The following is a 25,456-nucleotide window of genomic DNA, read 5'->3' as shown; positions in this document are numbered from 1 at the left end:
GCGTTGCGGCCTATATCCCCCTTCATGGACAGCGTGACGCAAACCCCGACTCAAGAACCGCCTTCGCCGCTCTCCATCCCCATCTTTCGCGCGATCTGGACCGCCAGCCTTGCGTCGAACTTCGGCGGTCTGATCCAGTCGGTCGGCGCGGCCTGGATGATGACCTCGCTGTCGGCCTCGCCGCAACTGATCGCGCTGGTTCCGGCCGCCACGACCTTGCCGATCATGCTGCTGTCGCTGTGGGCCGGGGCGGTCGCCGACAATCTCGACCGGCGCAAGGTGATGATCGCCTGCCAGGCGTCGATGCTGATCGTGTCGACCGCGCTGGCGCTGACCGCCTGGGCCGGGCTGGTCACGCCCTGGCTGCTGCTGGGCTTCACCTTCCTGATCGGCTGCGCCACCGCGATCAACGGTCCCGCCTGGCAGGCGTCGGTCGGCGACATGGTGCCGCGCGCCATCCTGCCGAGCGCGGTCGCGATGAACTCGATGGGCTTCAATCTGGCGCGTAGCGTCGGTCCGGCGCTGGGTGGCGTGATCGTCGCGGCGGCAGGGGCGGCGGCGGCCTTCCTGACCAATGCGGTCAGCTATATCGCCCTGCTGACGGTTCTGTTCCGCTGGCGACCGGACCTGCCACCCAAGCTGCTCCCGCGCGAGCGGCTGGGCGTCGCGATGGGGGCGGGCGTGCGCTATGTCGCGATGTCGCCCAATATCCAGTTGGTGCTGCTGCGCGGCGCCGCCTTCGGCATTGGCGCCAGTGCGGTGTCGGCCTTGATGCCGCTGGTCGCTCGCGACGTGCTGGGCGGCGGGGCGCTCACCTTCGGCATGACCAGCGGCGCGTTCGGTATCGGCGCCGTGCTGGCGGCCTTATCGACCCGCCATTTGCGGGCGCGCTTCTCGGTGGAGACGATGGTGCGGTCGGCGGCGCTGACCCTGGCGCTCGGCACCGCCATCACTGGCGCCAGCAGTTGGCTGGCGCTGGCGCTGCTGGGCTATCTGCTGGCGGGCATGGGATGGGTGACGGCGCTGGCTACGTTCAACGTGTCGGTGCAGATGTCGGCGCCGCGCTGGGTCGTGGCGCGGGCGGTGTCGCTCTATCAGATGACCGCATTCGGCGGCATGGCGATCGGGGCGTGGATGTTCGGCTGGATCGCCGAGCATCATGGCGTGGTGGAGGCGCTCTATGCGTCGGCCGGCGCGCAGTTCGCGGCCGCCATGCTGGGCCTGCTCCGCCCGCTGCCGCAGGCCGGTGAGGATAATCTGGACCTGCAGAATAGCTGGCGCGAACCGGATACGGCGGTGCCGGTGGAACCCCGCAGCGGACCGGTGGTCGTCACCATCGAATATCGCATCCCGGCCGGATCGATCGTGCCCTTCCTGTCCGCAATGAGCGAGCGGCGGCGCATCCGCCGCCGCGACGGCGCGCATGGCTGGTCGCTGATGCGCGACCTGGGCGATCCGGCCTTATGGGTGGAGCGCTATCATGTGTCGACCTGGCTCGATTATGTCCGGCACAATCAGCGGCGGACGGTGGCGGACATCGACAACAGCCAGGCCATCCATGCGCTCCATGCCGGTCCCAACCCGCCTGTGGTCCACCGGATGCTGGAACGCCAGACCGGATCGCTGCCGATCAGCCGCGCGCCCGACCCGCGTGAGATGGGCGATCCCATGACCGATCCGACCCGGTCGAACTAGACTTGGAAATCGCGTAAACCAATAATCTGGCGTAGTTATTGCGGCGTCACCGGTCGCCAGCCGGGCAGATCCTCCGGTGTGTCGATATCGTGCAGGACATTGCCCGTCGTTTCGATCTGGATGCCGTGGCTCAGCAAGGCGCGCGCGCCCTGGTCGCCCTTCAGCGCCAGCAGTTCGGGGAAATGCTTGCGGCCAATGAAGGCGGGCGGGGAAGAGGAGAAGCCGTCGGTGGAAGCGACGACGGACCTGATGTCCTCCGCAGCCAGGCAGATGCGGTTATAATGAGTCTGCGGCACGTCGGGCATGTCGGCCAGGCAGATGAGGATGCCGCGTATCTTCATGTTGGGCATGACATAGTCGACCGCGCGGACGATGCTGCCCGATATGCCTTCTTCGGGCCGGTCGTTGACGATGATGGTATAGCCGCGCCGGTCCAGCTTGCGGTGGATGACAGGGGCCTGCTCGATCGGGCGCACGACCGCGATCAATTCGGCAAAGGCCATGGAGGCGACCGTTTCCAGCACATGGGCGGCGAGCGGCTTGCCGCGCAGGTCGGCCATCAGCTTGTCGTCTTCGCCAAAGCGGGTGGATGTTCCGGCCGCCAGCAGAACGGCGGCGATCCGTTCAGTGCGCATGGATGTTCAGGCGGTAATGCATTGGCTGGTGGCGATCCCGATTATTCCCCGATTTGCCACCATGGCGATCTTGTGTCCAGCGGTCCGAAAGACACTGGCCATCACGCACCCCAACCGCCATATGCGTCGCAACAGCATAAGGAGTGGCCCTGTTCATGGCTTGTGAACTCGAAGCGGAGACCGTCGGCGAAGGCAAGGAGCCGGTTCCGGCCGAAGTCAGCGAGGCGATCCGCACCCTGATTCGCTGGTCGGGCGATGCGCCCGAACGCGAAGGCCTGATGGAAACGCCCGAACGCGTCGCGCGCGCCTGGCGCGAATATTGCCGCGGCTATGGCGACGACCCGGCCTATCATCTCTCGCGCATCTTCCATGAAGTGGGCGGCTATGACGATGTCGTGCTGCTCAAGGACATTCCGTTCCAGTCGCATTGCGAACATCATATGGCGCCGATCGTGGGCAAGGCGCATATCGCCTATCTGCCCGGCGCCTATGTCGTGGGCATATCCAAGCTGGCCCGTGTCCTGCACGCCTATGCCAACCGGCTGCAGGTGCAGGAACGGCTGACATCCGAAGTCGCCAACTGCATCTGGGATCATCTGAAACCCCAGGGCGTCGCGGTGGTGATCGAGGCGACCCATGGCTGTATGACCGGGCGCGGCGTGCGCACGCCCAATGTCATCATGAAGACCAGCCGTATGCTCGGCGTGTTCCGCGACGATGAAAAGTCGCGGGAGGAAGTGCTGAAGCTCATCGCTTCATGAGCGGCGACGACGAACCTGCCTATCGGCCGCTGGGTAAGGCGCGCAGCGACACCGCGCCGGTCGGCGCGCCGCTGGCGCCCAAGCGGCTGGCGCTCGTCACGGGCGGGCATCGACGGCTGGGCGGCATCATTGCGGCCGCGCTGGCGAAGGCCGGTCATTCGCTCGCCATCCATGGCAGCCACGATACGCGGCTCGATTCCCATCTGGCCCTGACCTTCGAGGAGGAGGGCACGGAATGGGACGGCTTCGTCGTCGATTTCGCCGATCCGGAAGGGGCGGAGGAATTGGTGGCGAAGGTCGCGGAGCGGTTCGGTCGCCCGCCAGACATATTGATCAACAGCGCCGCCCTGTTCGGGCAGGACCGGCTCGACACGGTCACGGCCGACGACCTGATGACGCATTATGCGGTGAATTGCGCCGCGCCGACCTTGCTGACCAAGGCGTTCGCCACCGTGCCGGCGGGGGTGGGCGACCGCTGCATCGTCAACATCCTCGACCAGCGGATCGATCACCCCCATGCCGACCAGCTGGCCTATACGCTCTCCAAGCTGGCATTGGCCGGGCTGACGCGCACCAGCGCCGGCAGCCTTGCGCCCAAGGTGCGGGTCAATGCCGTCGCGCCGGGCCTGACGATCGCGACGCCCGACTATGACGAGGCGCAGATGGAACGTCTGGCGGAGATGATGCCGCTCGCCCGCCTGCCGCAGGCGGAGCAGATCGCGCAGGCGGTGCTCTATCTGGTCGAGGCGACCGCCGTGACCGGGCAGACGCTCTATGTCGATGGCGGCGCGCACCTCAAAAGCTATGATCGCGACTTCATGCATCTGTGCCGATAGGCTCGGCGCAAATGCGGGCGCACGGGGACTGGTGCAGCGCCGCCCATGCCCATAGAGCGGTCCCAAAGACATAAGGAGATGGCGATGACTTACGAGACGATCCTGGTCGAGCAGCGCGACGCCGTGACGCTGATCACGCTCAACCGGCCGCAGGCCCTGAATGCGCTCAACAGCCAGGTGCTGAAGGATCTGAGCGCGGCATTCGGCGCCTATGACGCCGATCCGACCCAGCGTTGCGCGGTGCTGACCGGCAGCGGCGAAAAGGCGTTCGCGGCCGGCGCCGACATCAAGGAAATGGTCGACAAGGACGCGGCCGACTTCTTCCTGGAGGATTTCTTCTCCGGCTGGCAGACCGGCGTGGTGGCGACCCGCAAGCCGTGGATCGCGGCGGTGCAGGGCTTTGCGCTGGGCGGCGGCTGCGAACTGGCGATGATGGCCGACTTCATCCTGGCGGGCGACACGGCGAAATTCGGCCAGCCCGAAATCAAGCTGGGCGTCGCGCCCGGCATGGGCGGGTCGCAGCGGCTGACCCGCGCGGTGGGCAAGGCCAAGGCGATGGAAATGTGCCTGACCGGCCGCATGATGGACGCCGCCGAAGCCGAACGTTCGGGTCTGGTGAGCCGTATCGTCCCGGCAGCCGAATTGCTGGACGAAGCGCTCAAGGCCGCCGCGGCGATCGCTGCGCTGCCGCCCATGGCGGCGATGATCAACAAGGAAATGGTCAACATCGCCTTCGAAACCGGCCTGGCGCAGGGGCTGCTGACCGAGCGTCGCCTGTTCCAGATACTGACCGCGACGCAGGACAAGAAGGAAGGCATGACCGCCTTCGTCGAAAAGCGTGCCGGCGTCTGGAAGGGGCGCTGATATATTGCGGCGGGCGACCGCACTGAAATTATCCGTAACATATTGATTGTTCTGCCATAGGCCGAGAAAATCTCATTGGCCTATGGCGGAGTTCCCCGACAGTCTCGTTTCACAAGAAAACGTAGAAACGACGGCGGGTGCAGACAGGCGTCCCCGGTCATCGTTCGGGGAGAGGTGAGGCGTGCAAAAGCGCCCCCTGATTGGCTCGTTGTGAAACAGGGAGCCCTTGCATGTCCGTTATCTCGTCCATCCGTCGTTCCGCGCGCGCGGCGCTACTGTTCGCCTGCGCCACCGGGGCGCTGAACGCCGCCCATGCGCAGGAACCGGTCGGCGACGAGAGCGAGACGATCACCGTCACCGGCCGCCGCATCTCGCAATCGTCCGAAGCGATCGGCGAGGACAAGATCAGCAATGTCGTCGCGGTGACTCGCGAGGCGCTTTTGTCGGCGCCGTCGGGCATTTCGGGTCTCAAGATGCTGGAGCAGCTACCCGGCTTCAACGTTCAGACCGACGGGGCGCTCGGCCTCTACGAGTTCGGCAACAGCGTCCAGACCCGCGCCTTCAATCTCGACCAGATCGGCTTCGTGGTCGACGGCATCCCTACGGGTCGCAGCGACGCCTTCGGCGGCAGTCCGGTCTTCCGCTATGTCGACAATGAAAATCTGGGCGTGGTGGAAGCCTCGGTCGGCGCGGGCGACGTCGGCCTGCCCAGCTATTCGACGCTCGGCCCGGTGGTGCAGTATAACAGCATCGCACCGCAGGACGAGATGGGCCTGTTCGTGTCGCAGAGCTTCGGCGACGACAGCCTGAAGCGCACTTTCATCCGCGTGAACACCGGCAAGGTCGGTCCGTTCAAGGCCTATGTCAGCCGCACCAAGCTTAACAGCGACCTGTGGCGCGGCCCCGGCACGATCGACCGCGAGCATTGGGAAGCGCAACTGCACGCGGATCTGGGTGGCGATAGCTGGGCGCGGTTCAAATTCGTATCGAACGACTTTTTCGACTATGATTCGCCGACCCTCACGCGCGCGCAGTATAATTGCGCGAGCACCAACCTGGTCGGCCAGTGCGGCCGCGACTATGCCTATCTGGAGAATGTGCCCAACACGACGACCGGCTTCGCGCCGACGGTGCCGGGCGTCTATTATTCCAACAGCAACTACGCCAACGTCTACAATCTCGCCATCAACGTGCGTAAGGATCGCCTCTATGGCGCAACCTTCCATGCAGGAATCGCCGACGGGGTATGGGCGGAATCGACCCTTTATTGGGAAGACAAGGGCGGGTACGGCGTGTCGCCCGACACCTATGCCAATTCGCTGACCCGCTACACCGCACAGGTGCAGGCCGGCCTCGCCGTCACCGCGCCCAAGGGCGTGCAATATGGCCGGTCGGGCGTGGGTGGCAATCGCTACGGCATCGCCAACAAGCTGCACTGGGAACAGGGCAACAACATCGTCGAGGCCGGGCTGTGGGCCGAAGTCGACAAATATCACCGCACCCAGGCGCGCTACAACACGGTCGATGGCGCGCCCGACGGCGAACCCAATCTGGACGAGCTGGTCTATCTGCGCCGCAACTATCGCTCGCAGCGCGATACGTTGCAGGTGTCGCTCAAGGACACGCTCAAGCTGATGGACGACCGGCTGGTGCTGGACGTGGGCTTCAAGGGGCTGATGCTCGACTACAGCCTGCGCGGCTATCGCGACTTCGACGATTATTATCGCGTGGTCGGCGGCGTCGGCGTTGCCGGCTGGGGACCGCAGATCAACAGCGCCCATTATCGCGACATGTTCCTGCCGATGGCAGGCGTGCTTTACAAGCTGGACGGGCGCAGCCAGATATTCGCCTCCTATGCCGAGAATATGGCGCTGCCCAAGGGGATGGACGATATCTATGCCGTCACCCGCACCGGCACCTCCGCGCTGGTGCCGCAGCCCAATCCGGAGCGTTCCAAGAATATGGAGCTGGGCTTCCGCACCAACCAGGGTCAGGTCTATGCCTCTATCGCGGGCTATTACACCAAGTTCAAGAACCGCATCCAGTCGATCACGACCTTCGTCGAAGGCGGCGGCGCGTCGACCGAAACCTTCTACCAGAATGTCGGCCGGGTGAAGGCCTATGGCGTCGAAGCCAGCGGCACCTACAAGCCCGCTTTCCTCAACGGCCTGGCCTATGCCAATGCCAACGTCACCTACAACCATGCCAAGTTTCAGGACGACATCGTCGCGTCGGTGACATATGCCACGGCGGGCAAATATATCCCCGACAGCGCCAAGTGGATCGTCAGCGGGGGCGTGACCATCGAACCGGCAAGCTGGCTGGTCGCCAATATCTCGGGCAAATATACCAGCAAGCGCTGGTCGACCTTCACCAACACGGCTGGCTCCAGTGTCCCCGCCTATACCGTGTTCAGCGGCTATGTGGACATTGGCGACGGCTTCAGCCTGGGTCCGATCAAGAGCGTGAAGGCGCGGTTCAACGTCGACAATATCTTCGACAAGGACGTATTGTCCTTCATCTCTTCGTCGGTGACGGGCGACGGCGCATTCCGGCCGCTGTCCCCGCGCACCTTCCAGTTCACCATCTCGGGTGAAATCTGATGCGGGCTGCATGGATGATGCGGGCGGCGCTTCTGGCGCTGCTCCCGGTCGCCGCGCAAGCGCAGGATGTGTCCAAGAAGGTGTATCAGCTTCATCAGAAGCTCATCACCCTCGACAGCCATCTCGACACGCCCGCCTCGCTCGACTTGCCGGGTTGGTCGATCGACGAGGAACATGGCGTCCATAGCGACTTCACCCAGGTCGATTTGCCGCGCATGAAGAAGGGCGGCCTGGATGGTGGTTTCTGGGCGATCTATACGGGGCAGGGGCCGCTGACGATCGAGGGGTTCCGCAAGGCGCGCGACTTCGCGATCCTGCGCGGCCTGTCGATCCGGTCGATGGTCGCCGCCGATCCGGCCAATTTCCAACTCGCGCTGGAGGCGAAGGACGCGGCGCCGATCGCGGCGGCGGGCAGGCGGATCGTCTATATGTCGATCGAGAACGCCTATCCGCTGGGCGAGGACGTGTCGCTGATCGACCTGTTCTACGACATGGGCGTGCGTGTGTCGGGGTTCGCCCATTTCGCGCATAACCAGTTCGCCGACAGCTCCACCGACCCGTCGAAGAAGCCGCGCTATGGCGGGCTCAGCCCGCTCGGCAAGGAATTGCTCAAGGAAATGAACCGGCTGGGCATCGTGCCCGACGCCTCGCACTCGTCGGACCAGGTGCTGGATGACCTGCTGGCGCTGTCCACCACGCCGGTGCTGCTGACCCATTCGGGCTGCAAGGCGATCTACGACCATCCGCGCAACGTCGACGACGCGCATCTGAAAGCCTTGGCGGCCAAGGGTGGGGTGATCCAGATGAACGCCTATGGCGCCTATCTGCGCGCGTCCAAGCCAAATCCGCAGCGGCAGGAGGCGCTGAAGGCGCTCTACGGCCAGATGCGCGAGGACGCCAAGCTCTCGCCGGAGAAGCGCGCCGAACTGCTGGCCAAGCGGCAGGAGATAGACAAGCTCTATCCCGATACCGATCGGCCGACCTTCGATGATTTCATGGCCCATATGCTGCACGCGCTGAAGGTCGTGGGGCCGGATCATGTCGGCATCGGCCTCGACTGGGACGGTGGCGGGGGCGTGGTGGGCATGGAGGATGTGGTCGCCCTGCCCAAGATCACCGATGCGCTGCTGAAGGCGGGCTATTCGGAGGCCGACATCCAGAAAATCTGGTCCGGCAACGTGCTGCGCGTGCTCGCCGCGGCGGAGGCGGGCAAGGGGAAGTAGAGTTCCGTTCGCCCTGAGCGAAGTCGAAGGGTCAGTCCGACCGTAGGGAGGACACTTCGCTTCGCTCAGTGATGGGCTTCGACTTCGCTCAGCCCGAACGGACGGCGTCACTTCCCTTCCAGCATCTCGATCATCAGGGAGAAGTCGCGGCCGGCTTCGCCCCGGTTGGCGAGCATCTGGTAGAGCGCTTCGGCGGCATTGCCCATCGGCACGCTGGCGCCGACCGACGCGGCGGCTTCGGTCGCCAGTTTCAAGTCCTTGAGCATCAGGCCGACCGCGAAGCCGCCCTGATAGCCATTGTCGGACGGCGATTGCGGGCCGACGCCGGGGACGGGGCAGTAGCTGGTCATCGACCAGCTCTGGCCCGACGACACGCTGGAGATGTCGTAGAAGGTCTGAGGATCGAGCCCCAGCTTCTTGGCCATGGCGAAACTCTCGCAGGTGGCGACCATGGTCGCGCCCAGCAGCATATTGTTGCAGATTTTCGCGCCCTGGCCGTTGCCCGCGCCGCCGGCATGGATCACCGCCTTGCCCATGGCGGACAGGATCGGCCGGGCCTTGGCGAAGGCCGTATCCGCGCCGCCGACCATGAAGGTGAGCGTTCCGCCGTTGGCCGCCGCGATGCCGCCCGAAACGGGCGCGTCGACCATCTCGAAGCCTTTGGCGACGGCCGCGTCGATCACGCGGCGCGCGGTGGCGACGTCGATGGTCGAACAGTCGAGGAAGAGCGCGCCGGGCTTTGCCACGCCGAATACCTGCTCGTTATAGACGCTCTCGACATGCTTGCCCGCGGGCAGCATCGTCACCACCGCGTCGGCCCCGGTCACCGCGTCGGCGGCGCTGGCGGCGCGGACGGCACCATGGCCTTCCGCCTTGGCCAAAGCCTCTTCCGACAGGTCGAAGGCGCGCACGGCATAGCCGTTCTTGAGCAGGTTGGCGGCCATCCCGCCACCCATATTGCCAAGGCCGATGAAGGCGATCGTCTGGGTCATCATACTCTCCCGTAACTTCTCAAACTTCGCGCTTGTGACGCATGAGGAATTTTTTCGATAAAACTTCGCTATCGGATCGTAAAATCGAGGAAATAGAAGGGGATGCCCGAACCCGGCCATGGCATGTCGGCAGGGGTGTAGGACAGCATTTTCGTCTAGCCCCGCAGTTCCGGCAGCGGCGTCCATTGCTTCTCTGCCGGCAGGGCCAAGAAGATCGCGTCGATCATCGCATCGCTCACCCCCTCCAGCGTGGCCGGATTCCATTGCGGCGCATTATCCTTGTCGAAAATCACCGCGCGGACGCCCTCGACGAAATCGGGGCGGCGGATGATCGCGCAGGCGAGGCCATATTCCATCGCCATATTGGCGGCGAAGTCGGTCTTGGTCGCGCCCTCGACCAACTGGCGCAGCGCCACCTTGATCGTCTGGGGCGATTTGGTGGCGAGCACCGCCAGTTGCTTGCCCGACCACTCGCCGCCGTCCGCCCGCAGCGCGGCGATGATCGCCTCCGCCTTGTCGGAGGCGAACAGCCGGTCGATGTCGGCGCGGTGCGCGTCCAGCTTCGATGGCGGCGGGGTTTCGCCATTTTCGTCCAATATTTCGCCCAGCCCGGTCGGGTCGGCCAGGATGCGCGCCTTGATCGCATCCAGCCGGTCCGATGCGATATAATGGGTGGCGATGCCGACGGCGGCGCAATCCGCACCGTCGATCCGCGCGCCCGTCGCGGCCAGCCAGGCGCCGACGCGGCCGGGCAGGCGCGGCAGATACCAGCCGCCGCCCACGTCGGGGAACAGGCCGATGCCGGTTTCGGGCATGGCGAAATTCGTTCGCTCGGTCGCCACGCGGAACCGGGCGGGAAGGGAGATGCCCACGCCGCCGCCCATGACGATGCCGTCGATGAAGGCGACGATCGGCTTGGGATAGACGAACAGCAGATGGTTCATCCGATATTCGACATGGAAGAAGCGTTCGGCCTCGACGCAATCGGCTTTCGCGCTGTTGGCGATCAGCGCGATGTCGCCGCCGGCGCAGAAGCCGCGCGACAATTTGGGATCGCCGTCGGCGGCGGGCAGATGATCGATCATCACCGCGACGACCGCGTCATCCTCGCGCCACGCCAGCAGCGCGTCGTTGATCGCTTCGCACATCTCCGGGGTGAGGGCGTGGATCGCCCTGGGCCGGTTCAGGCGGATGCGGCCGACGCCGTTGTCGATGATGGTCAGGACTTGGTCGGTCATCACAACTCCGTTCGGGCTGTTCGAACGAGCCGCTTGTCTCGTTCGAATGTCGAAGCCCCCGCCTGAGTGGAGCGAAGGCCTCACTACGTTCGGCCGAGCCCTTCGACAGGCTCAGGGCGAACGGATTTCTTATTTTCTAACGCAACATATCCCGCGCCACGATCATGCGCATGACCTGGTTGGTGCCTTCCAGGATGGAATGGACGCGCAGGTCGCGCCAGAAGCGTTCGATCGGATAGTCCATCAGATAGCCATAGCCGCCGTGCAGTTGCAGCGCGCGATCGACCACCGACGATCCGGTGTCGGTGGCGAAGCGTTTCGCCATCGCGGCGAAGCGGGTCTTGTCGGGCGCATTGTCGGTCACCTTGACCGCGGCGGCATAGAGCAGCGTGCGGGCGGCCTCCAATTCGGTCTGCATGTCGGCCAGGGTGAATTGGGTGTTCTGGAAGTCGGCGATGGACTGGCCGAACTGCTTGCGATCCTTGGTATAGCCTATGCTTTCGTCGATGCAGCGTTGTGCGCCGCCGAGCGAGCAGGCGCCGATATTGAGCCGGCCGCCGTCCAGCCCCATCATCGCGATGCGGAAACCTTCGCCTTCCTGGCCGACCAGATTTTCCACCGGCACACGCACGGCGTCGAAATTGACCTGCGCCGTGGGTTGGCTGTGCCAGCCGAGCTTGCGTTCCTGCGCGCCGAAGCTGACGCCGGGCATGTCCTTTTCGATGACGAGGCAAGAGATGCCCTTCGGCCCATCCTCCCCGGTGCGGACCATGACGACATAGACCTCATTCTCGCCGCCGCCGGAGATGAACTGTTTGGAACCTGTCACGACATAATGATCGCCGTCCCGGACCGCCTTGGTCTTGAGCGCGGCGGCGTCCGATCCTGCGCCTGCTTCGGTCAGGCAATAGCTCGCCATGCGCGCCATGGGTACGAGATCGGGCAGATATTTGTCTTTCACCGCCTGGCTGCCGAACCGATCGATCATCCAGGCGCCCATATTATGGATCGAGATGAAGGCGCTGGTGGACGGGCAGCCATAGGCCATCGCTTCCATGATGAGGGCGGATTCCAGCCGGCCAAGGCCGATGCCGCCCGCTTCCTCCGACACATAGATGCCGCCAAAGCCGAGGTCCGCGGCCGCGCGGATCGTGTCGCGGGGGAAGACATGCTTCTCGTCCCATTCCGCCGCATGGGGCGTGATCGCGTCGGCGGTGAATCGCTGCGCCATTTCCTGGATGGCGCGCTGGTCCTCGGTCAGGTCGAACTGGGTCATGCTCTCCATACTCCGCAAACCTGTCCGGCGCGCCGACGGGCGCTGCGCAGCAGGTTCGCTTTCATCCTGCTTCTAGCAATGCCGCGTTATTGCAAGCAATGGCGAAGTTGTGCATGGACAGGCTGCAAATTTGCAGGATGGGCGCGCGTAATGTTCGACTGGGACGATCTCAGGGTATTTCTGGCGGTCGCCCGCGCGCGCAAGGTGGCGCCCGCCGCCCGTGCGCTGGGCATCGATGCGACCACCATCGCGCGGCGGCTGGCACGGCTGGAAAAGGCGCTCGATGCCGAATTGTTCGAACTGGGCGCGGGTGAGCGGGCGCTGACGGCGCGCGGCCACGCGCTGCTGCACCATGCCGAGGGCGCGGAAAGCGCGGCGCTGGCGGCGATGGAGGATGTGAAGGGGCAGGAGCATCGGCTGGCGGGGCAGGTGCGGCTTTCGGTGGCGGAAGGTTTCGGCACCTGGGTGCTGGCGCCGGGCATGGGGGATTTCAACCGGCGGCATCCGGGGATCAGGCTGGACCTGGTGACGGCGTCCGGCTTCCTCAACCCGTCCAACCGCGAAGCCGATATGGCGGTGATGCTGGCGCGGCCGCAGCGCGGGCGGCTGACGGTGCGGCGGCTGGGCGACTATCGGCTGCATCTCTACGCCGCGCCCGCCTATCTGGCGCGGGCCGGTGCGCCCGCCGCCCCGGCGGATCTGCGCGACCATGTGCTGGTCGGCTATGTGCCGGAGTTCATCTTCTCTCCCGAACTCGATTATCTGGACGAGGTGGAGGCGGGGCTGGAGGCGACCCTGCGATCGACCAGCATCATCATGCAGCAGCGGATGATCGCGGACGGGGCGGGGATCGGCGTGTTGCCCGACTTCATAGCGCGGCGCGACCCCGGACTGGCGCCGTTGATGGCCGACCGGGTCGAGATCACCCGCAGCTTCTGGCTGGTCATGCATGGCGACCTGCGCAAGCTGGCGCGGATCGGCGCCGTCGCCGACTGGCTGCAGGAGCGGGTGGACATGGTGTCGGGCCAGCGCGATGCGGGCTGAATCGCGCGAAAGTCAATCGACGCCGCCCCTCGTCCTCGCTAAGGGAGTCAGGATGGAAATGAAGCGGTCGCATTTCGCTTATGCAGCATAAGCCCAAGCGCAGTCGGGCGATCGCCCTGCCGGGCGGGGAATTTCGCGCCCGCGCCACCGAATATCTCGATTTCCTGGCCGCCTGGGTGAAGAAACCGCGCCAGACCGCGTCGGTGGTGCCTTCCAGCCGCTATCTTGCCCGGTTGATGGTGGCGCAGATCGATCCGCTGGACGGTCGCGTGCTGGAACTGGGCGGCGGGACCGGGGTGTTCACCCGCGCGATCCTGGAAACCGGCCTGCCGCCCGAGAAGCTGGAGGTGGTGGAGATCAATCCCGCCTTCGCGCGCGGGTTGCGCCGGCATTTCCCCCATGTGTCGATCCTGGAGACGCCCGCGCAGATCGTATCGACCGCGACCGCGGGCGAGCCGGGCGATTATCAGACCGTGGTCAGCGGCCTGCCCCTGCTGGCGATGGACCGTTATATGCATCACGATATCCTGACGGAATCCTTCCGGATGCTGCGGCCCGGCGGCAGCTTCGTGCAGTTCACCTATTCGATGCGCCCGCCGGTCAGCCGCGACGTGATCGAGGCGCTGGGGCTGGACGTGGTGCGCGCCGGGCAGACCGTGCGCAATTTTCCGCCTGCCACCGTCTTCCGCTTTTCGCGACGCGGCGAATAGCCGCAGGGCATCCAGGGGCCGCATCGGATGATGCGGCCCCCTTTCGTTCATATGCCTTAGTAGAAGGCACCGTAGATCACATCGACCACGCGGCGGGTGCGGGTGCGGACCAGCAGCAGGTCGGGGCCATAGCGGACCCAGCGATAGCCATAGGGCGGCGCGCCGACGCCCAGATAGGCATAGTCGTCATAATAATAGCGCGACGACAGGAAGATGGCGGGCAGCAGCAGGCCGATGCTCCAGCGCCGATAGCGATAGCCATGCGGATATTGGAAGCCCGGCCGGTGGATCGGCTTGAAATGCGGCGGCCGGCCGGCGCCGGGGCGATGCGGCGGTTGCGGCTTGACCGGGCGGGGCGGCTGGGGCTTGCCGGGACGGGGCGGCTGGATCGCCGGGCCGCCCGTGCCGGGCCGGGGAGGCTGGATCTGGGGACCGCCGGTGCCGGGGCGGGGAGGCTGGACGGACGGGCCACCCGTACCTGGGCGCAGCGGTTGTACCGACGGACCGCCGGGACGGGGTGGCTGGGGTCGGTTTTCGGGCTTGGGCGGAGTCGGGCGCGATGGTGGTGCGGGGCGGGTCGTCGGAGGCGACGGCCTTTGCATGCGATCCTGCTGTTGCTGGGCCAGCGCGACGTCGGGAAGGACGATGAGCGCGATCGAGAGAAATAGGACTGCCTTTTTCATAGGGCCTTCTCCGCTTATGGGATGCGGACGCTATGCCTGTCATGTTGCCACGGCAATGTTTTTCGCCTCGGTTGCATCGGCGCGCCGCCGCCCTATCTTTGCCGCAACGCAAAAGGGGCAGAGCCATCCATGGCATCCATCATTGAGATCAAGGGCTTGACGAAACGCTATGCGTCGGGCTTCGAGGCGCTGAAAGGCGTCGACCTGACCATCGAGGAAGGCGAGATTTTCGCGCTGCTGGGGCCGAATGGCGCGGGCAAGACGACGATGATCTCGATCGTCTGCGGCATTGCGCGCGCGACCGGGGGCAGCGTGACCGTGGCCGGGCACGACATCGTGCGCGACTATCGCGGCGCGCGCACCGCGATCGGGCTGGTGCCGCAGGAATTGTCGACCGACCAGTTCGAGCGGGTCATCGATACGGTGAATTTCAGCCGTGGCCTGTTCGGCAAGCCCCGCAACGACGCCTATGTCGAAAAGGTGCTGCGCGACCTGTCGCTCTGGGACAAGCGCCATGCCAAGATACTGGAACTGTCGGGTGGCATGAAGCGGCGCGTGATGATCGCCAAGGCGCTGAGCCACGAACCGCGTGTGCTGTTCCTGGACGAGCCGACCGCGGGCGTCGACGTCGAACTGCGCCGCGACATGTGGAAGCTGATCGGCGAACTGCGCCAGACCGGCGTCACCATCATCCTGACGACGCATTATATCGAGGAGGCCGAGGAAATGGCCGACCGGGTGGGCGTCATCAATAAGGGCGAACTGATGCTGGTCGAGGACAAGACCGCACTGATGAAGAAGCTGGGCAAGAAGACGCTGACGGTCGTGCTGGCCGAACCGATCGACGTGGTGCCCGCGGACCTTGCCGAATGGGGCGTCACGCTGGGCGGGGAAGGCCATGAACTGGACTATATCTTCGACACCCAGGCGGAGCGGACCGGGGTGTCGTCGCTGCTGCGCAAACTGGGCGACCTGGGCATCGGCTACAAGGATCTGAATACAAGGCAAAGCAGCCTGGAGGATATTTTCGTCAGCCTCGTCCATCAGGAGAAGGCCGCATGAGCCTCCAGAATCTGCGCGCCATCGCGGCCATCTATTCGTTTGAGCTTCACCGTTTCCGGCGCACGCTGCTGACCGGCCTGCTGGTGCCGGTCATCACCACCTCGCTCTATTTCGTCGTGTTCGGCGGGGCAATCGGGTCGCGCATGACGGAGGTGGACGGCATCGCCTATGCCGCCTTCATCGTGCCCGGCCTCATCATGATGGCGATGTTCACGGAGAGCATCTTCAACGCCAGTTTCGGCATCTACATGCCCAAATTCACCGGCACCATCTACGAACTGCTGTCCGCGCCGGTGTCCGCGACGGAAACGATCATCGCCTATGTCGGCGCGGCGGCGACCAAGTCGCTGATCGTGGGCAGCATCATCTTCCTGACCGCGCATCTGTTCGTCGACGTGCCGGTCGCGCACCCGTTCGCCATGGTCGGCTTCATGGTGCTGATCGCGGTCAGCTTCTGCCTGTTCGGCTTCATCCTGGGCATCTGGGCGCAGAGTTTCGAGCAATTGCAGGTGATCCCGCTGCTGCTCATCATGCCGATGACCTTCCTGGGCGGCGCCTTCTACTCGGTCAAGATGCTGGCCGAACCCTGGCAGACGATCACCCTGTTCAACCCGATCGTCTATCTGATCTCGGGCTTCCGCTGGACCTTCTTCGGCCGGGGCGACGTCGCGATCGGGTTCAGCCTGCTGTTCGTCGCGGGCATGCTGGCCGTCTGCATCGGCATCATCGGCTGGATGTTCCGCACGGGATATCGACTGAAGAAGTGAGGACGGGCGACGGATTTGCGGCGGAAACGACGCCGGTCTTCGGCCCGGCCTTCGCCGCGGAACTGGAGACGCTGCTGCACTGGCGGCGCGACGTGCGCCATTTCGAAGCGCGCCCGGTGCCGGAGGCGGACATGCGCGACCTGCTGCGCTGCGCCTGTCTGGCGCCGTCGGTCGGCAATGCCCAGCCCTGGCGGTTCCTTCGCCTGCGCTCGCCACAGGTCCGCGCCATGCTGGCCGACCATATCGATGTGGCGAGCGGCAGGGCATCCGAACGCTATGTCGATGATGCGCAGCGCGACCGATATCGCGCGCTCAAGCTGCACGGCGTGCGCGACGCGCCCGAACTGATGGCGATATTCTGCCATGACGCGCCGTCGGCCGGCCATGGTCTGGGCATCGCCACCATGCCCGAAATGCTCCGCTATTCGACGGTGCTGGCGATCCACAATCTGTGGCTGGCGGCGCGGGTGCGGGGAATCGGTGTCGGCTGGGTATCGATATTGGAGCCGCAGGCCGTCAGCGCCCTGCTGGACGTTCCTGCCCATTGGTCGCTGATCGCGCTGCTGTGCATCGGCTATCCGGCCGAACAATGCCCGACGCCGGAACTGGAGCGCCGCGGCTGGCAGGCGCGCGAACCATGGTCGGAGCGGGTGTTCGACAGATAGGACCGGATCGCCGCAGCGGCCGATCCGACGATCAGGCGGCGGCGCTTTCGGGCGCGACGGCGAACAGGGTCACGCCCTTATATTTGTCGTCATTCTGATCGTAGAGACCGTGCATCGCCTCGAACGGCTCGTCCAGCACCTGCAGGTCGGACAGGCCGACCAGCTTGAAGGTGCCGAGCTTAAGCTCGCGCGGCGGGCGGCCGTCGCGGTCGGTCGTCACCGCGTCGATGAACATTTCGTCATGACGGGTGTAGAGGATGTGCGGGGCGAGGGTGACGACCATCTTGTTATAGGTCACCTTCAGGCACTTCTGGAGCGCGATGGCTTCAAAAATCTCGGTCGGAGCTTGCATGATGTCGCTTCCCTGACCGATTTTGGCGATTCTTTCAATTGCTTTGTGCGTTGCACCATATCCATCCCGTGCAATCGGTGCGACGAATGGTTCAGGCGGGCACCAGCCCCAGCCGTTCGCGCAAGGTCCAGCGACTGATCAGCAGCACGGCCACCGCGCCCAGCCCACTGGCGAGGCCCAGCCAGATGCCCAGCCCCTCCATGCCCAGCGGGAAGGCGAGCAAAGTGCCGACGCCGATGCCGACCACCCAATAGCCGATCAGCGCGAAGATCATCGGAACGGTCGTATCCTGCACCCCGCGCAGCACGCCAGCGCCCACCGCCTGCGCCGCATCGACCAGCTGGAACAGGGCGGCGATGGCGAGGAAACTGACAGCCAGGGTCGCGGTGCGCGCATTGGCAGGGTTGGACAGGTCAAGAAAGGTCGACACCAGCGTGCGCGGCGCCAGAATCAGCAAGGCGGCGGCGCAGCAGGCGAAGCCGGTGCCGATCATCAGCGCCAGCCAGCCGGCCCGGCCGATGCCGGCGCGGTCGTGCCGGCCATAGGCGATGCCGACCCGGATCGTCGCCGCCTGCCCGATGCCCATGGGCACCATGAAGACGAGCGCGGCGATCTGGATCGCGACGGCATGAGCGGCGAGCGAGTCGCGGTCGATGAGGCCCATCAGGAAGGCCGAGGCGTTGAACACGGTCGTTTCGAACCCCAGGGTGATCGCGATCGGCAAGCCCAGCGCCCACACCTGCCGCTGCCGTTCGCGATCGCGGGTCCAGAAACGGCCCATCAGGCGATAGCGGCGGAAGCGGCGATCGACCAAGATGACGGCGAGTAGGCCGAAGAAGAGGAAGCAGGAGGACAGCGTGCTGGCCAGCCCGGCGCCGAACAGGCCGAAGGCGGGAAAGCCCAGATGGCCGAAAATCAGCGCCCAGCCGATCGCTATGTTGAACGGTATCGCGCCCAGCATCACGATCAGGCCCCAGATCGGCCGTTCCAGCGCGGCGATGAAGTTGCGCAACGTGGTGAAGCCCAGAAAGGGCAGCAGCGCCCATTGCAGCCCGTGCATCAAATGGCCGGCCTCACGCGCCAGATCGGCATCCTGCCCCATCGCCAGCAATATCGTCTCGCATTGCCACAACAGCGCCCAGGCGGGCAGCACGAAGAAGAGCGCGGCGCGCAGCGTCTGGTGGACGGTGCGGCGTATGTCGCGCACGCTGTGGCGGCGACGGCCGCGTTCGCTTGCAATGAGGGGGGAAGCGGCGGTGACCAGACCCATGCCGAACAGCAGCAGCGCATGGAACAGGTTGATGGCCAGAGCGCCGGCGGCGACCGCCTCCGCCCCGATCCGGCCGAGCAGCAGCAGATCGGTGGCGGCGATCGCCGACCAGGCGATATTGCCCGCGATCATCGGCAGCGCCAGCGCGATCAGCGCGCCGGCCTCGATACGCCAGGGGGAAGGGTGGGTCACTTTGGGCAATCCGAGAGGGAGAGTTTCCGTTCGCTTCGAGCGAAGTCGCGGAGCGGATAGCACTGCGCTTTACGTTTCTCGACTAAGTTCGAAACAAACGGAGGTGAAGTTATTCGTCCCCCCTAAAGCCCTCAGTGCTTCTTGAACAGGTGCAGCGCGCCCACCACGATCCCGCCGATCACCAGCCCGACGATCGCGCCGCCAATGGCGTTGACCAGCCAGTCGAGCAGGCCGCCGATCGCGGGGATGGCCTGGGCCGCGCCTTGCGCGACATGGTGGATCGCGCCGGGGATCGGGTCGAGGTGGAATTCGTGCAGGCCATGGACGATCAGCCCGCCGCCGACCCACAGCATGGCCGCGGTGCCGACCACGGACAGGATCGCCATCAGCACCGGCATCGCCTTCACGAGCGCGCGGCCCAGCGCCTGCGTGCCGGCGCCCTGCTTCTTGGCCAGATGCAGGCCGATATCGTCCATCTTCACGATCAGGCCGACGACGCCATAGACGCCCGCAGTGATGAGGATGGCGACGACGACCAGGATCAGCGCCTGTTCCCACACCGGCTCGGCCGCGACCGTGCCCAGCGCAATCGCCATGATTTCGCCCGACAGGATGAAGTCGGTGCGGATCGCGCTCGATACTTTCTGATTTTCCAGTTCGACGGAGCTGTGCGTCTCCACCGCTTCCTCGGCGACGTCATGACCGCCCTGTATAGCCTCCAGCAGCTTTTCGACCGCCTCGAAACAGAGGAAGGCGCCGCCCAGCATCAGCAGCGGGGGCAGCAGCCAGGGCGCGAAGGCGCTCAGCAGCAGGGCGGCCGGCAGCAGGAACAGCAGCTTGTTGCGCAGCGATCCCTTGGCGATCTTCCAGATGATCGGCAATTCGCGGTCGGGGGTCAGGCCCATCACATATTTGGGCGTCACCGCGGCATCGTCGATCACCACGCCGGCCGCCTTGGTGCCCGCCCGACCGGCTGCGGCGGCTACATCGTCCAGCGACGTGGCCGCCAGCTTGGCGATGCCCGCCACGTCGTCGAGCAGCGCGATCAGACCCGAAGGCATAGATATGATATCCCCTGTTGCGGGCGGCGATGCCGTCCTTGCGTTCGTCTCATAGGGGGCGCGCATCGGGGGAGCAATGGAGCGCGTCCATCCTGTAATAGCGCGTCAATAGTTGCCCGGCGGGTCGCTTGCGGGGAAGGATTCGTCGGACTGTTCGTCCACCTTGTCCCAGTCGCTGGGCGGCACGCCCTGTTGCGGTCCGGCGTCGCGGACCACGCCCGATGATCCTACCGGGCCGCGATCGTCCGGCGCGGCGGCGTCACCCATCCAGTCGCGCCATCCCTTGATCGCAAAGGCGCCAAGCCCCGTGACGATCGCCAGCTTCAACAGCCCCTTCATATAGTCTTCTCCTGCCCGTGATGCAGATGGACCCAGTCCGCCCGGTCATGCCCGACCGCATCGGATGTCAGTCTGATCTCGCCTTCTTCGTCCGATCCGCCCGAATCGACCGGGTCGGCGGCGGCCGGATCGGTGGTTGCCTGGGCGATCGCCCAGCGCTCGCGCAGCGCGGCATCGATCATCGCGCTCCATATGCCTGTGTCACCAGCCGCCCGCATCGCGGCGTCGGGTTCCTTCAGCATAGCGAGGATGCTGGCTGCGTCCTCGATCCTGGACGACCAGTCGTCCGGATGCGCCGCGGCGAGATGGCGCGCCAGACGTTCGATGAGCGTGCGGTTTTCCATGCAGGTCGAACGCGCGTGGGCAGCGGCCGTTCCGCTGCATCGTGACGATAGCGGATCGATGTGAACCGGGATGGGGACGGCGTGTTGGAAGCGGTGCGGGGCGACGAAGGAGATGGGTCATGCGGCAGGGTGACAAGGGCAGCTACACCGACAAGCAGAAGCGCAAGGCGCACCATATCGAGGAGGGCTATGAGGATCGCGGCGTGTCGAAGGACGAGGCCGAACGACGCGCCTGGGCCACGGTCAACAAGGAATCGGGGGGCGGCAACAGGTCCGGTTCCGGTCGGGGCAGGCCCGATACTCGTGGATCGTCGCGCAAGGGCGGACGAAAGGGTGGCGCGGCGTCGGCAGGACGGACAGCGGCGGATCGGTCGGCGGCGGCGAAAAAGGGTTGGGAGACGCGACGCAGGCGCGGGAATGATCGATAATGTGTGACGCAAATGCGACGCTATCGCAAAATGAGGGCGCCAAGTCAGCGCACGGTTAATAATGATGTTGCGAAACATTATTAACAATTATATCGGCCTCCCCGCAAGGATGCTGCCGCAGGCTCAGTTTTGGCCTGATGTGCGAAGGCGGCATCGCATTTCACGCCGGGGGCCTCTTGATGATCCGCAAATTTTCCTTTCTGCTGAGCGCGTCGCTCGCCGCGTTCGGCGCCATGCCGGCCGCTGCCCAGGCGCCCGCCGATGCCGCGCCGGTGGAGGACGAGATCGTCGTCACCGGCACCTATACCCTGCCCAACAAGATCGACACGGCGACCGGCCTGGGCCTGACCGTGCAGGAAACGCCGCAGTCGGTCAGCATCATGACCGCCCAGCGCATCCTCGATCAGAATCTGATCAGCATCAAGGATGTCATCGTCAACAGCGTCGGCGTGTCCGCCAACGAAGTCGACGATGTCCGCAATAATTTCTACGCGCGCGGTTTCGAAATCCGCAACACGCAGGTCGATGGCGTGCCGGCGGCCTGGACGCTGGCGGGCGGCAATGGCGAAACCAGCATCGACGTGTCGATCTACGAACGGGTCGAGATCGTGCGCGGCGCGACCGGGCTGCTGTCGGGCGCCGGCGATCCGTCCGCCTCGGTCAATCTGGTTCGCAAACATGCCGACGCCACCGACCTGACCGGCTATGTCAATGCCAGCATTGGCAGCTGGAACACCTGGCGCGTGTCGGCCGATGTCGGCGGCGCGCTGACCGCCTATGGGCGCATCCGCGCGCGGCTGGTCGGCCGCTACGAGGAGGGCGAAAGCTATATCGACCTCCAGAAAAAGAAGAAGTGGGTGCTGTACGGCGTGGTTGACGCTGACCTGACCGACAGCACGCTGGTCCGCGTCGGTATGAGCCATCAGGACAGCAAGCCCAAGGGCGCGACCTGGGGGGCGCTGCCGACCTTCTACACCGATGGCACGACCACCGATCTGGCCCGGTCGCAGAGTACGGCGGCGGACTGGACCCACTGGAACACGACCAACCAGAATATCTTCGCCACCATCCGGCAGGACATTGGCGACAAGTGGAACATCACCGTCAATTACAACCGGTTGCGGACCACCAATTCGAGCGAGCTTCTCTATCTGTACGGTAATGTCGACAAGGCGACCGGCACGATCGAATATAGCAATCCCTACAAGGCCGAGGGCATCAGCATCCAGAACAGCTTCGATGCGCAGTTGAAGGGGGAGGTCAGCCTGTTCGGGCGCGATCATGAAGTGGTGCTGGGCGCGCTGCACAGCGTGTTGAAACGCCATACCGACAATTATGCGGCGCCTTTCCCCTGGCCGACCAACGTGCCGGTCATCGGTTCGGGCGGTGCGGATTTCGATGAGCCGACATGGGGTACGACGCCGACCCGGAACGAGCAGGAGCGGATCGAACAGACCGGCTATTATGGCGCTTTCCGCCTGAACGTCGCCGATCCGTTCAAAATCATCCTGGGCGGTCGCCTGTCGAGCTGGAACCAGAAGGGCTTCGCCTGGAGCGGACCCAGCGACTATGGCGACGACAATGTGTTCATCCCCTATGTCGGCGCGCTCTATGACGTGACGCCCGACCATCGCGTCTATGCCAGCTTCACCAAAATCTTCCAGCCGCAGAATCTGTACGACCGCAATCTGAACCTGCTCGATCCGCTCGACGGCAATGCCTATGAGATCGGCCTGAAGAGCCGCTTTTTCGGCGATGCGCTCCAGACCTCGGTCGCGCTGTTCCGCATCGAACAGGATAATGTCGGCCAGATCGGCGAGATCATCACCACCCCCAGCGGCCCGCAGCAGACCTATGTCGCGGCGCAGGGGGTGACCAGCAAGGGCTTCGAAATCGAAGCCACCGGCCAGCCGTTGCCGGGCTGGAACCTCAACGCCAGCTACAGCCAGTTCAAGGCGGAGGATGGCGACGGCGTCGCCGCGAACACGACCCAGCCGCGCAAGTTGCTGAAGATCTTCACCACCTACGACCTGCCGGGCGCGCTGACCGGCCTGACCGTCGGCGGCGGCGTCAATTTCCGCAGCAAGGCCTATTCGGAAGGTCTGAACCCGGTGACCGCGGCACCCTTCCGCTTCCAGCAGGACGGCTATACGCTGGTCAGCCTGATGGCGCGCTATGCAGTGACCGAGCAGTTGCAGTTGCAGGCGAATGTCGAAAATCTGTTCGACAAGACATATTACAGCCAGATGGGCTTCTTCAGCCAGTATCGCTACGGCGCCCCGCGCAACTTCACGATCAGCGCCAATTATAAATTCTGATCGCGCGCATGTCGGAATGACGGGCCGGGGGAGCGATCCTCCGGCCTTCTTTGTCCGCTATCGACCATTGGTGGCCGTACGCATCACCAACTGCTTAGCTCGAAAGCGGACGTTGCCGCACGATCAATTTTCCGGCTAAATGGGTCTGCAGCGTGACGGGATTGGTAGAGGTATCGTCGCAGCGATCCGCGCTGGGAGGTGAAGGCGCGGGTTCGCTCCCCTGCTGTTGGTATCACCAGACCTAGCGTGAGTTGAAAACCTATGCTGATCTTTGCCGCTGCCCTGCTACTCGCCAATGATGCCCCAGCGGTCTTTCCTGAAAAGGTGCCCGGACTAACTGAAGCGTGCCTGGAAGATGCGGTGGCGGCGGGAGAAGTGACCGACACAGACGACAGCCACAAATATATTTGCGTTGGTGACACGGCCGCTCATCTCTGGACATTTCTGGAAGGCGCAGGTGTCCGTCCTTACGAGCAAGACACCCCCGAGGGCCGCTGGCTTAGCCGGGAGTTTCCGCTTGGCGGTTGCTTCAAGCGTATTCAGCTGTCTAACGGAGAACAGGCTAGCACCGGGTTATCATGCACAATCTGGGTGCCGCGCCCAGTTGTTGACAAACCCTGACGCTCACAATCTTCTCGCCTGCCTAAAAGCCAACGGTCGCCTACCCACCCAAATCCACCGCCAATCGCGCCCAACAAAAAAGCCGCCCGTTGCGGGGCGGCTTTCTCGTTCGATCCTGTCGGAAGAATTCAGGCTTCTTCAGCCGCCTCTTCTTCGTCGCTCGCGACCGCAGCGATTTCGCCCGGCTCCGCGTTGGGATCATAATCTTCGGTGAAGCCGCTCTCGTCCTTTTCGAACAGGTCGGCCATCACGTCCACGCCCTGCGACTGCAGTTCGGCTTCTTCCGGCGAACGCGCGACGTTGACGGTGATCGTCACGGCAACTTCGGGGTGCAGCGCGACCTTGACGTCGAAGACGCCGAGCGTCTTGATCGGGCGTTCCAGCACGACCATCGCCTTGGTGACGTTGGTCACGCCATCGGCATGCAGCGCTTCGACGACGTCACGGACGGCGACCGAGCCATAAAGATGGCCGGCGTTCGACGACTGGCGGATCAGGACGATCTGCTTGCCGTTGACGCCTTCGGCAGCCTGTTCGGCGTCCGTGCGACGGGCGGCGTTGTCGGCCTCGATCTTCGCGCGGTTGGCTTCGAAGACCTTCTTGTTGGCGTTGTTGGAGCGCAGCGCCTTCTTGTTGGGCAGCAGGAAGTTACGTGCGTAACCGTCCTTGACGGTGACGACGTCGCCGATTGCGCCCAGCTTCTCGATGCGTTCGAGCAGGATGATTTCCATGGGTTTCTACTCCCTTACTTCACGATGTAGGGCAGGAGGCCCAGGTGACGGGCGCGCTTGATGGCCTGGGCCAGTTCGCGCTGCTTCTTGGCCGAAACGGCCGTGATGCGGCTGGGGACGATCTTGCCGCGCTCGGACACGAAGCCCTGCAGCAGACGGACGTCCTTATAATCGATCTTCGGCGCATCCTTGGCGGCGAAGGGGCAGCTCTTGCGGCGGCGGAAAAACGGGCGTGCCATGTCTCAGATCTCCTTATTCAGCAGCCGGGGCGTCTTCGCGGTCGCGGCGCGGGCCACGATCTTCGCGGTCGCCACGGGGGCCACGGTCACCACGATCGCCGCGGGGACCACGATCACCACGCTCGGGGCGGTCCTGCTTGCGCATCATCACCGACGGGCCGGTTTCCAGCTCGTCGACCTTGACGGTCATGTAGCGGATGATGTCTTCGTTGATCTGGGTCTGGCGCTCCAGTTCCGCGATCACATTGCCGGGGGCGTCGATGTTCAGCTGCACATAGTGCGCCTTGCGGTTCTTGGCGATCTTGTACGCCAGGCTGCGCAGGCCCCAGGTCTCGACCTTGGTCACCTTGCCCTGATTATCTTCGACGATCTTGGTGGCGATTTCCGCCAGCGCGTCCACCTGCGCCTGTGCCAGATCCTGGCGCGCAAGGAACACATGCTCGTAAAGAGCCATGGATATACCTCATCTGTTGGCCGATCGCTGACGCCCACCCCATGTGGAACGCC

The 25,456-nt window shown here is 64.6% G+C and carries 27 protein-coding genes; 14 read left to right on the top strand and 13 right to left on the bottom strand.

From position 1 onward, the window contains the following. Positions 1-24 precede the first annotated feature (24 nt). Complete coding sequence (locus SBA_RS16695) at positions 25-1,695, top strand: MFS transporter (RefSeq protein WP_224550010.1); 1,671 nt, start codon at positions 25-27, stop codon at positions 1,693-1,695. Between the two features lie 35 nt (positions 1,696-1,730). Here SBA_RS16695 and SBA_RS16690 read toward each other — a convergent pair whose 3' ends face one another. Next, complete coding sequence (locus tag SBA_RS16690) at positions 1,731-2,330, bottom strand: nucleotidyltransferase family protein (protein ID WP_224550011.1); 600 nt, start codon at positions 2,328-2,330, stop codon at positions 1,731-1,733. A gap of 155 nt (positions 2,331-2,485) precedes the next feature. Between SBA_RS16690 and folE the strand changes: the two genes are divergently transcribed. From folE to SBA_RS16665, 5 genes are all read left to right on the top strand, one after another. Further along, complete coding sequence (folE, locus tag SBA_RS16685; RefSeq protein WP_261935230.1) at positions 2,486-3,091, top strand: GTP cyclohydrolase I FolE; 606 nt, start codon at positions 2,486-2,488, stop codon at positions 3,089-3,091. Next, on the top strand, positions 3,088-3,927 hold the full coding sequence (locus SBA_RS16680; RefSeq protein WP_224550013.1) for an SDR family oxidoreductase: 840 nt from the start codon (positions 3,088-3,090) through the stop codon (positions 3,925-3,927). The genes folE and SBA_RS16680 overlap by 4 nt, the downstream gene beginning before the upstream one ends. Positions 3,928-4,011: 84 nt before the next feature. Continuing rightward, on the top strand, positions 4,012-4,791 hold the full coding sequence (locus tag SBA_RS16675) for an enoyl-CoA hydratase-related protein (protein ID WP_261935229.1): 780 nt from the start codon (positions 4,012-4,014) through the stop codon (positions 4,789-4,791). A gap of 230 nt (positions 4,792-5,021) precedes the next feature. After that, complete coding sequence (locus tag SBA_RS16670; RefSeq protein WP_261935228.1) at positions 5,022-7,394, top strand: TonB-dependent receptor; 2,373 nt, start codon at positions 5,022-5,024, stop codon at positions 7,392-7,394. Then, positions 7,394-8,617, top strand: coding sequence for a dipeptidase (locus tag SBA_RS16665; protein WP_261935227.1), 1,224 nt, complete (start codon positions 7,394-7,396; stop codon positions 8,615-8,617). Before SBA_RS16670 ends, SBA_RS16665 begins: the two co-directional genes overlap by 1 nt. Positions 8,618-8,724: 107 nt before the next feature. On the opposite strand, the gene mmsB is transcribed toward SBA_RS16665, so the two are convergent. From mmsB to SBA_RS16650, 3 genes are all read right to left on the bottom strand, one after another. Further along, positions 8,725-9,609, bottom strand: coding sequence for a 3-hydroxyisobutyrate dehydrogenase (gene mmsB / locus SBA_RS16660; protein ID WP_390902460.1), 885 nt, complete (start codon positions 9,607-9,609; stop codon positions 8,725-8,727). Between the two features lie 155 nt (positions 9,610-9,764). After that, entirely contained in the window at positions 9,765-10,847 is a 1,083-nt protein-coding gene (locus tag SBA_RS16655; RefSeq protein WP_261935225.1) for an enoyl-CoA hydratase/isomerase family protein, read from the bottom strand. A gap of 136 nt (positions 10,848-10,983) precedes the next feature. After that, a complete protein-coding gene (locus SBA_RS16650; RefSeq protein ID WP_224550019.1) occupies positions 10,984-12,123 on the bottom strand; it encodes an acyl-CoA dehydrogenase family protein in 1,140 nt (379 codons plus the stop codon). Positions 12,124-12,273: 150 nt separating this feature from the next. On the opposite strand from SBA_RS16650, the gene SBA_RS16645 reads away from it, so the two are divergent. Together SBA_RS16645 and SBA_RS16640 are read left to right on the top strand one after the other, a co-directional pair. After that, positions 12,274-13,167 carry a LysR family transcriptional regulator gene (locus SBA_RS16645; protein WP_261935224.1) on the top strand — a complete coding sequence of 298 codons (894 nt, stop codon included), beginning with the start codon at positions 12,274-12,276 and terminating at the stop codon, positions 13,165-13,167. A gap of 80 nt (positions 13,168-13,247) precedes the next feature. After that, entirely contained in the window at positions 13,248-13,877 is a 630-nt protein-coding gene (locus SBA_RS16640) for a class I SAM-dependent methyltransferase (protein WP_224550021.1), read from the top strand. 56 nt (positions 13,878-13,933) lie between these two features. On the opposite strand, the gene SBA_RS16635 is transcribed toward SBA_RS16640, so the two are convergent. Then, the gene (locus tag SBA_RS16635; protein ID WP_261935223.1) at positions 13,934-14,560 is read right to left on the bottom strand and encodes an RcnB family protein; all 627 of its coding nucleotides are present in this window, start codon (positions 14,558-14,560) and stop codon (positions 13,934-13,936) included. A 129-nt stretch (positions 14,561-14,689) separates the two neighbouring features. Between SBA_RS16635 and SBA_RS16630 the strand changes: the two genes are divergently transcribed. From SBA_RS16630 to bluB, 3 genes are all read left to right on the top strand, one after another. Further along, on the top strand, positions 14,690-15,622 hold the full coding sequence (locus tag SBA_RS16630) for an ABC transporter ATP-binding protein (RefSeq protein ID WP_261935222.1): 933 nt from the start codon (positions 14,690-14,692) through the stop codon (positions 15,620-15,622). Next, entirely contained in the window at positions 15,619-16,389 is a 771-nt protein-coding gene (locus tag SBA_RS16625; RefSeq protein ID WP_224550024.1) for an ABC transporter permease, read from the top strand. Before SBA_RS16630 ends, SBA_RS16625 begins: the two co-directional genes overlap by 4 nt. Before the next feature lie 71 nt (positions 16,390-16,460). Beyond that, positions 16,461-17,054, top strand: a complete 594-nt coding sequence (gene bluB / locus SBA_RS16620; protein WP_390902459.1) for a 5,6-dimethylbenzimidazole synthase — start codon at positions 16,461-16,463, stop codon at positions 17,052-17,054. 31 nt (positions 17,055-17,085) lie between these two features. Here the strand turns inward: bluB and SBA_RS16615 are convergent, their stop codons facing one another. The 5 genes from SBA_RS16615 to SBA_RS16595 all read right to left on the bottom strand — a co-directional run bounded on the left by SBA_RS16615 (position 17,086) and on the right by SBA_RS16595 (position 20,612). Beyond that, positions 17,086-17,406, bottom strand: a complete 321-nt coding sequence (locus SBA_RS16615; protein ID WP_224550026.1) for a hypothetical protein — start codon at positions 17,404-17,406, stop codon at positions 17,086-17,088. 91 nt (positions 17,407-17,497) lie between these two features. After that, the gene (locus SBA_RS16610) at positions 17,498-18,808 is read right to left on the bottom strand and encodes an MATE family efflux transporter (RefSeq protein WP_261936770.1); all 1,311 of its coding nucleotides are present in this window, start codon (positions 18,806-18,808) and stop codon (positions 17,498-17,500) included. Between the two features lie 191 nt (positions 18,809-18,999). Further along, a complete protein-coding gene (locus tag SBA_RS16605; RefSeq protein WP_261935220.1) occupies positions 19,000-19,929 on the bottom strand; it encodes a DUF808 domain-containing protein in 930 nt (309 codons plus the stop codon). A gap of 105 nt (positions 19,930-20,034) precedes the next feature. Next, positions 20,035-20,268, bottom strand: a complete 234-nt coding sequence (locus SBA_RS16600; protein WP_261935219.1) for a hypothetical protein — start codon at positions 20,266-20,268, stop codon at positions 20,035-20,037. Next, a complete protein-coding gene (locus SBA_RS16595) occupies positions 20,265-20,612 on the bottom strand; it encodes a hypothetical protein (RefSeq protein ID WP_261935218.1) in 348 nt (115 codons plus the stop codon). Before SBA_RS16595 ends, SBA_RS16600 begins: the two co-directional genes overlap by 4 nt. Before the next feature lie 119 nt (positions 20,613-20,731). Between SBA_RS16595 and SBA_RS16590 the strand changes: the two genes are divergently transcribed. From SBA_RS16590 to SBA_RS16580, 3 genes are all read left to right on the top strand, one after another. Further along, positions 20,732-21,040 carry a plasmid stabilization protein gene (locus tag SBA_RS16590; protein WP_261935217.1) on the top strand — a complete coding sequence of 103 codons (309 nt, stop codon included), beginning with the start codon at positions 20,732-20,734 and terminating at the stop codon, positions 21,038-21,040. A gap of 179 nt (positions 21,041-21,219) precedes the next feature. Next, entirely contained in the window at positions 21,220-23,358 is a 2,139-nt protein-coding gene (locus SBA_RS16585; RefSeq protein ID WP_261935216.1) for a TonB-dependent siderophore receptor, read from the top strand. A 261-nt stretch (positions 23,359-23,619) separates the two neighbouring features. After that, the gene (locus SBA_RS16580; RefSeq protein ID WP_261935215.1) at positions 23,620-23,979 is read left to right on the top strand and encodes a hypothetical protein; all 360 of its coding nucleotides are present in this window, start codon (positions 23,620-23,622) and stop codon (positions 23,977-23,979) included. 128 nt (positions 23,980-24,107) lie between these two features. Here SBA_RS16580 and rplI read toward each other — a convergent pair whose 3' ends face one another. From rplI to rpsF, 3 genes are read right to left on the bottom strand one after another with little or no spacing between them, the layout of a single operon-like run. Beyond that, positions 24,108-24,710: a 50S ribosomal protein L9 gene (gene rplI / locus SBA_RS16575; protein ID WP_261935214.1), complete on the bottom strand. Its 603-nt coding sequence runs from the start codon at positions 24,708-24,710 to the stop codon at positions 24,108-24,110. Positions 24,711-24,724: 14 nt separating this feature from the next. Then, positions 24,725-24,949: a 30S ribosomal protein S18 gene (gene rpsR, locus SBA_RS16570; protein ID WP_004212076.1), complete on the bottom strand. Its 225-nt coding sequence runs from the start codon at positions 24,947-24,949 to the stop codon at positions 24,725-24,727. A gap of 13 nt (positions 24,950-24,962) precedes the next feature. Further along, the gene (gene rpsF, locus SBA_RS16565) at positions 24,963-25,403 is read right to left on the bottom strand and encodes a 30S ribosomal protein S6 (protein ID WP_224550034.1); all 441 of its coding nucleotides are present in this window, start codon (positions 25,401-25,403) and stop codon (positions 24,963-24,965) included. Positions 25,404-25,456 lie beyond the last annotated feature (53 nt).

This window comes from Sphingomonas bisphenolicum (genome assembly GCF_024349785.1).
Lineage (GTDB): Bacteria > Pseudomonadota > Alphaproteobacteria > Sphingomonadales > Sphingomonadaceae > Sphingobium > Sphingobium bisphenolicum.
Note: the sequence above shows the minus strand (reverse complement) of the source record. Positions and strands in the feature narration are given on the sequence as shown.

What these genes read in the sequence shown, in the direction of transcription:
- SBA_RS16695 (WP_224550010.1), top strand. Translation starts at nt 25, where the DNA reads ATGGACAGCGTGACGCAAACCCCGACTCAAGAACCGCCTTCGCCGCTC.
- SBA_RS16690 (WP_224550011.1), bottom strand. Translation starts at nt 2,330, where the DNA reads ATGCGCACTGAACGGATCGCCGCCGTTCTGCTGGCGGCCGGAACATCC.
- folE (WP_261935230.1), top strand. Translation starts at nt 2,486, where the DNA reads ATGGCTTGTGAACTCGAAGCGGAGACCGTCGGCGAAGGCAAGGAGCCG.
- SBA_RS16680 (WP_224550013.1), top strand. Translation starts at nt 3,088, where the DNA reads ATGAGCGGCGACGACGAACCTGCCTATCGGCCGCTGGGTAAGGCGCGC.
- SBA_RS16675 (WP_261935229.1), top strand. Translation starts at nt 4,012, where the DNA reads ATGACTTACGAGACGATCCTGGTCGAGCAGCGCGACGCCGTGACGCTG.
- SBA_RS16670 (WP_261935228.1), top strand. Translation starts at nt 5,022, where the DNA reads ATGTCCGTTATCTCGTCCATCCGTCGTTCCGCGCGCGCGGCGCTACTG.
- SBA_RS16665 (WP_261935227.1), top strand. Translation starts at nt 7,394, where the DNA reads ATGCGGGCTGCATGGATGATGCGGGCGGCGCTTCTGGCGCTGCTCCCG.
- mmsB (WP_390902460.1), bottom strand. Translation starts at nt 9,609, where the DNA reads ATGACCCAGACGATCGCCTTCATCGGCCTTGGCAATATGGGTGGCGGG.
- SBA_RS16655 (WP_261935225.1), bottom strand. Translation starts at nt 10,847, where the DNA reads ATGACCGACCAAGTCCTGACCATCATCGACAACGGCGTCGGCCGCATC.
- SBA_RS16650 (WP_224550019.1), bottom strand. Translation starts at nt 12,123, where the DNA reads ATGACCCAGTTCGACCTGACCGAGGACCAGCGCGCCATCCAGGAAATG.
- SBA_RS16645 (WP_261935224.1), top strand. Translation starts at nt 12,274, where the DNA reads ATGTTCGACTGGGACGATCTCAGGGTATTTCTGGCGGTCGCCCGCGCG.
- SBA_RS16640 (WP_224550021.1), top strand. Translation starts at nt 13,248, where the DNA reads ATGCAGCATAAGCCCAAGCGCAGTCGGGCGATCGCCCTGCCGGGCGGG.
- SBA_RS16635 (WP_261935223.1), bottom strand. Translation starts at nt 14,560, where the DNA reads ATGAAAAAGGCAGTCCTATTTCTCTCGATCGCGCTCATCGTCCTTCCC.
- SBA_RS16630 (WP_261935222.1), top strand. Translation starts at nt 14,690, where the DNA reads ATGGCATCCATCATTGAGATCAAGGGCTTGACGAAACGCTATGCGTCG.
- SBA_RS16625 (WP_224550024.1), top strand. Translation starts at nt 15,619, where the DNA reads ATGAGCCTCCAGAATCTGCGCGCCATCGCGGCCATCTATTCGTTTGAG.
- SBA_RS16615 (WP_224550026.1), bottom strand. Translation starts at nt 17,406, where the DNA reads ATGCAAGCTCCGACCGAGATTTTTGAAGCCATCGCGCTCCAGAAGTGC.
- SBA_RS16610 (WP_261936770.1), bottom strand. Translation starts at nt 18,808, where the DNA reads ATGATCGCGGGCAATATCGCCTGGTCGGCGATCGCCGCCACCGATCTG.
- SBA_RS16605 (WP_261935220.1), bottom strand. Translation starts at nt 19,929, where the DNA reads ATGCCTTCGGGTCTGATCGCGCTGCTCGACGACGTGGCGGGCATCGCC.
- SBA_RS16600 (WP_261935219.1), bottom strand. Translation starts at nt 20,268, where the DNA reads ATGAAGGGGCTGTTGAAGCTGGCGATCGTCACGGGGCTTGGCGCCTTT.
- SBA_RS16595 (WP_261935218.1), bottom strand. Translation starts at nt 20,612, where the DNA reads ATGGAAAACCGCACGCTCATCGAACGTCTGGCGCGCCATCTCGCCGCG.
- SBA_RS16590 (WP_261935217.1), top strand. Translation starts at nt 20,732, where the DNA reads ATGCGGCAGGGTGACAAGGGCAGCTACACCGACAAGCAGAAGCGCAAG.
- SBA_RS16585 (WP_261935216.1), top strand. Translation starts at nt 21,220, where the DNA reads ATGATCCGCAAATTTTCCTTTCTGCTGAGCGCGTCGCTCGCCGCGTTC.
- SBA_RS16580 (WP_261935215.1), top strand. Translation starts at nt 23,620, where the DNA reads ATGCTGATCTTTGCCGCTGCCCTGCTACTCGCCAATGATGCCCCAGCG.
- rplI (WP_261935214.1), bottom strand. Translation starts at nt 24,710, where the DNA reads ATGGAAATCATCCTGCTCGAACGCATCGAGAAGCTGGGCGCAATCGGC.
- rpsR (WP_004212076.1), bottom strand. Translation starts at nt 24,949, where the DNA reads ATGGCACGCCCGTTTTTCCGCCGCCGCAAGAGCTGCCCCTTCGCCGCC.
- rpsF (WP_224550034.1), bottom strand. Translation starts at nt 25,403, where the DNA reads ATGGCTCTTTACGAGCATGTGTTCCTTGCGCGCCAGGATCTGGCACAG.